Source organism: Micrococcus sp. MS-ASIII-49 (genome assembly GCF_000946635.1).
Lineage (GTDB): Bacteria > Actinomycetota > Actinomycetes > Actinomycetales > Micrococcaceae > Micrococcus > Micrococcus luteus.
This window is the reverse complement of sequence record NZ_JXSP01000146.1, coordinates 1-4,554: the sequence shown is the minus strand read 5'-3', so window position 1 is coordinate 4,554 and position 4,554 is coordinate 1. Positions and strand designations below refer to the sequence as shown.

The 4,554-nt window shown below is 74.7% G+C and carries 3 protein-coding genes and 1 pseudogene; all 4 read right to left on the bottom strand.

The genetic code is table 11. The features are described from left to right. Positions 1 to 385: pseudogene (locus SJ20_RS09655) on the bottom strand (ComF family protein); the annotation flags it as partial. A 108-nt stretch (positions 386 to 493) separates the two neighbouring features. Then, complete coding sequence (locus SJ20_RS09650; protein WP_044659778.1) at positions 494 to 2,239, bottom strand: LpqB family beta-propeller domain-containing protein; 1,746 nt, start codon at positions 2,237 to 2,239, stop codon at positions 494 to 496. After that, on the bottom strand, positions 2,236 to 4,161 hold the full coding sequence (gene mtrB / locus SJ20_RS09645; protein WP_044659777.1) for an MtrAB system histidine kinase MtrB: 1,926 nt from the start codon (positions 4,159 to 4,161) through the stop codon (positions 2,236 to 2,238). Before mtrB ends, SJ20_RS09650 begins: the two co-directional genes overlap by 4 nt. Before the next feature lie 4 nt (positions 4,162 to 4,165). Continuing rightward, positions 4,166 to 4,554: response regulator transcription factor (locus SJ20_RS09640; RefSeq protein WP_044659776.1), on the bottom strand; the 389-nt coding region annotated here is incomplete at its 5' end.

Here is a 4,554-nt window from a genome sequence, read left to right as displayed (position 1 = left end):
CCTGCTCCGCCCGGAAGGGCAGGTCCGGCTCGAGGCGCGCCGCGGCGACGGTCCGGCAGAGGGCCTCGCCCAGCACGCCGCGCAGGTGCAGCGCGTGATGGTCCTTGAACGCGAGCACGGCGGCCGCCAGCGGTTCTGCGTAGCGACCGGCCGCCATCACCGGCAGGGGAGCGCCGCCGGGGCCCAAGGGTAAGGCCGGGGCGTCCTGCTCCGCCCGGAAGGGCAGGGACAGGGCGGCGGTCAGTCCCTCCGCGCAGGCCGGGCAGAGCCGGTGGCCCGGCGCGGCGCACACCGCGCACTCGGCGGGCAGGACCAGGTCGGCCAGGGCCCGACCGAGGGTGCCGAACGCCGACGGCGGGGACGGGGAGGACGGCGGGGTGCGCATGCGACGAGTCCACCGCACGCCACCGCCGTCCGGGCGCCGGGGCGGGCCGCTGTGCGGGACGGGGCGGCTGTGCAGGAGTGGACGACGGGCGCCCGGCGCGGGCCCGGCTCAGTCCGGGAACGAGAGGTTGCGCACCCCGCGGTCGAGCTCCTGCGCCCGCCACGAGGAGCCCACCAGCAGGAACACGAACTCCTCCGTCTCCGCGTAATAGGCGCCGTCGTCGCCGGCGGAGATCCCCCGCAGACCGCCCAGCGGGTTGAGCTCCCGGACGGTGCCGTCGATCGAGACGATCCGCGGCACCACGCGCTCGTCCGGCTTCTCGGCGTACGCCGAGACGAGCAGGTTCGTGTCGCCGGCCCACTCCACCGAGTCCTCCGACCCGGAGGAGGGCAGCAGGATCGGCTCGGTCAGGGCGTTCGGCACCCCGTCCGAACCGCGCACGACGCCGGACACGCGCAGAGTGGTCCGCTGGCCGTCGTCGACGAGCATCGCGGCCCGGGCCCCGCTCCGGGACAACCGCAGGTCGACGATCCGCTCGCCGGGCCGCAGCCACGTGGCCGTCACGATGCGCTCCTGCCCGCCGGGCTGGGCCGAGACGGCGCGGATCCGCGAGGTCGTCCCCCGGTCGGCCGCCCACACCCAGCCCAGGAGGTCCAGCGACGGGACGGTGAGCCCGGTGCCGCGCAGCACCTCCCGCAGGGAGCCGTCCGTGCCGGCGATGTGGACCGCCGTCCGGTCACGGGTGACGAACGCGAATCGGCTGCGGTCGCCGGACATCGTCGGGCGGACCGGATCGAGCGCGGTGACGTCCGGGGCGCCGCCCACCGGCGTGACGCTGGTCCCCTGCACGTACACGAGTCCGCCCGTCGCCGTGTCGATGCCCACCTGGACCGATCCGACGGCGGGGTCGGTCTGGACCGGGGCGGGGCTGTCGTCTCCCGACGTGGACAGCTGGGCACCGGCGACGGTCACCTCGACCTCCTTGACCGACTGGAGGCCCGTCAGGGTCAGCTTCAGCTGCTCCCGCATGCGGTGCCGCCGCTCGGCGTCGGCCCCTTCGGCGGCCGCCTGGGTGAGGTCGACGTGGGCCACGCCGTCGTCGTCGACGGGCACCGTGGGCGCGGCCAGGTCGGTGCCGGTGCGCAGCGGGAAGGCCGTGTCCACCGCGCCGGCCAGATACGATGCCGGCCCGCGCAGCAGCGCTCGCGTCACCGCGGTCACGGTGGTGCCCCGATTGACGAACCACCGCACGTCCGGCACGATATAGCGCTTCGCGGTGTCGTAGAAGGCGAGCTCGTGCGGGGCGAACAGCTGTCCGAACTGCGCCTGGGAGAGCAGCGTGCCGTTCTCCGTGGACGTGATCCGCATGCCCTGCGGCCGTTCCTGCACGGTGACCGCCCAGGCCCGTGTGGTCCCCGGCGGCGCGACGGTCCGCAGGCCGTACTCGTCGATCTCCGAGTCGACCTCGACCTGGATCTGGTAGTCCCCGTCGCCGTCACCCCGGGTGATGCGCGGCTCCGCCGAGTACACGAGGGTGCGCTGCCCGGGCGTCCACTGGGTGGCCGCGGGCCCGTCGAGGAACTCGCGCGCCACCGCGTAGTCGTCCTGCGGGCTCGTGCCCGCGAGCAGGAAGCCCCGGATGGCCTCCTCCGCCGTGTCCGACTCGGCGGGTCCCGGCGGATGGAACTGCGGCGCGTCGGCGGCCGCGCTGGCCCCGTCGACCGGGTCGGCGCTGCGCACTTCGGAGCTCTGGGGGATCTGGGTGCAGCCGCTGAGGGCGAGCACCAGGGCGACGATCACCGCGAAGACGGCGACACGCGGCGGGCGGGGCGGCTGTGGATCCACGGTGGTCATCGGGCCTCCTCTGCCCCGTCGTCGCCGGTCCAGCCCCCGGCAGCCGTCCCGTCGGCGGGAGGGACCATGCGCACCGGCCGGGTCGGTGCGGTCAGGGCCTGCTCGGCCTGGCGCGCGGACGGCGGGGCGTCCGCGGCCGCCGCGGTGACGTCCGCGACCGTGCCGACGGCGTCGGCGTCCGCCTCCTGCGGGACGGGCCGGGACAGGTCATCGGCGTACCGGCGGTCCGCCGTGCTGTAGCGGGGCGGAATGGGCAGCACGGAGCGGCCGATCGGTTCGGGGGCCTCCGCGCCCTGCGCGGCCGGGCGCGGCGCCCGCGGCAGGGTCACCATGAAGGTGGACCCCTCCCCCAGCTCGCCCCACGCCTCGAGCCGGCCGCCGTGCAGCCGGGTGTCCTCGGTGGCGATCGCCAGACCCAGTCCGGACCCGCCGGTGGTGCGCTTGCGTGCGGGGTCGGCACGCCAGAACCGATCGAACACGCGCTGCACCTGTTCGGGGCTCATGCCGATGCCGTGGTCCACGACGGCGAACGTGACGGCCTCCTCGTCGGCCGCCACGAGCACGTCCACCGGCCGGCCCTCGGCGTGCTCGATCGCGTTGTTCACCAGGTTGCGCAGGATCCGTTCGATGCGCCGCGGGTCGACGTGGGCGACGTGGCCGTCGGCGCGGTCCCGGTCCATGGGCACCACGTACACGGGCACGCCGATCTGATCGGCCAACGGCTGAGAGGTGAGCACGACGTCGCGGGCCAGCTCGAGCATGTCCGTGGCCTCGAGGGCCGGGGTGGCGGCGCCGGCGTCGAACCGGGTGATCTCCAGCAGGTCCGCGAGCATGGCCTGGAAGCGATCCACCTGGTGGTAGAGCAGCTCGGTCGAGCGTCGGTTGACCGGGTCGAAGTCCTCGCGCGAGCCGTACAGCACGTCGGCCGCCATCCGCACGGTCGTCAGCGGCGTGCGCAGCTCATGGGAGACGTCCGAGACGAACCGCTGCTGCATCTGGGACAGCTGGGCGAGCTGGCCGATCTGGTCCTGGATGCTGTCCGCCATCCGGTTGAAGGACGTGCCCAGGCGGGCCATCTCGTCCTCACCGTCGACCGGCATCCGCACGGCCAGGTTGCCGCTCGAGAGGGACTCGGCCGCCCGGGCTGCCTGCTGCACGGGCCGGGTCACCCGCCGCGAGACCCACCACGAGACCAGCACGTTGATCACCAGGAAGCCGACGCCGAACACCAGCAGCACACCGAGCACCGAGTCGAGCGAGCTCTGGACGTCGGCGAGGTCGTAGACGAGGTAGAGCCCGTAGGTGGCACCCGGGGGCAGCACCACCTGGGCGCCGAACACGAGGCCGGGCCGGGTGCCGCCGCCGGGGTCCGGCAGCGCCACGCTGACGTCGTACACGCCCGGCCCGGAGGCGACCGCGTCCTGCAGCTCCTGGGGGATCACCGCCGGATCGAGCCCGGCGGAGGAGATCGTCCCCACGTACGCGGACTCGGAGCCCGGCAGCGGGGCGAGGTGGTAGCGGCGGCGGATCGTGGTGCCCGAGTCCCCCTCGAGGGCACGCAGGGTCTGGGTCACCAGCACGTCCGTGCTCTGCGCGTCCGTGGCGGTGGTCTGCGCGAACGTCTCGCGCACCTGGCTCAGGCCACGGCGGGCCTCGGCCTGGACCTGCTCGTAGCGGGCCTCGAAGAGGGCCTGGGTGATCTGCTGCGTCAGGAACGCGGCGACCACGAGTCCCGCGAGGATCGAGAGCAGGGCCGAGAGCACCGCCGTGCGCAGCCGCAGGGACCGGCGCCACCGGCTGCGCAGCGCACGCCACGCGGGGCCGGGGACCCACGACCGTGCGCGGCCGGCGGCGGGCTCGACCGGCTCGGCGCCGGCCTCGGCCGCCGGGGCCGCGCTCACACCCGGGCCGGACACGGTCATGCCCTCAGCCCTGGCCGGCCTTGTACCCGACGCCGCGGACGGTCAGCACGACGCACGGGTTCTCGGGATCCGGCTCGACCTTGGAGCGCAGGCGCTGGACGTGGACGTTCACGAGCCGGGTGTCGGCCTGGTGCCGGTAGCCCCAGACCTCCTCCAGCAGCATCTCGCGGGTGAAGACGTGGCGCGGCCGCCGGGCGAGGGCCACGAGGAGGTCGAACTCCAGCGGGGTGAGGGCGATGCCGACCCCGCCGCGGGTGACCTGGTGGCCCGCCACGTCGATCTCGAGGTCACCGATGTGCAGGACCTCCGCCGGCTTGGCCTCCCCCTCACGCAGGCGGGCCCGGACGCGGGCCACGAGCTCGGCCGGCTTGAACGGCTTGGGCACGTAGTCGT

Bases quoted from the DNA above. Each gene is read 5' to 3' on its own strand.
- SJ20_RS09650 (WP_044659778.1), bottom strand. From the start codon at position 2,239: ATGACCACCGTGGATCCACAGCCGCCCCGCCCGCCGCGTGTCGCCGTC.
- mtrB (WP_044659777.1), bottom strand. From the start codon at position 4,161: ATGACCGTGTCCGGCCCGGGTGTGAGCGCGGCCCCGGCGGCCGAGGCC.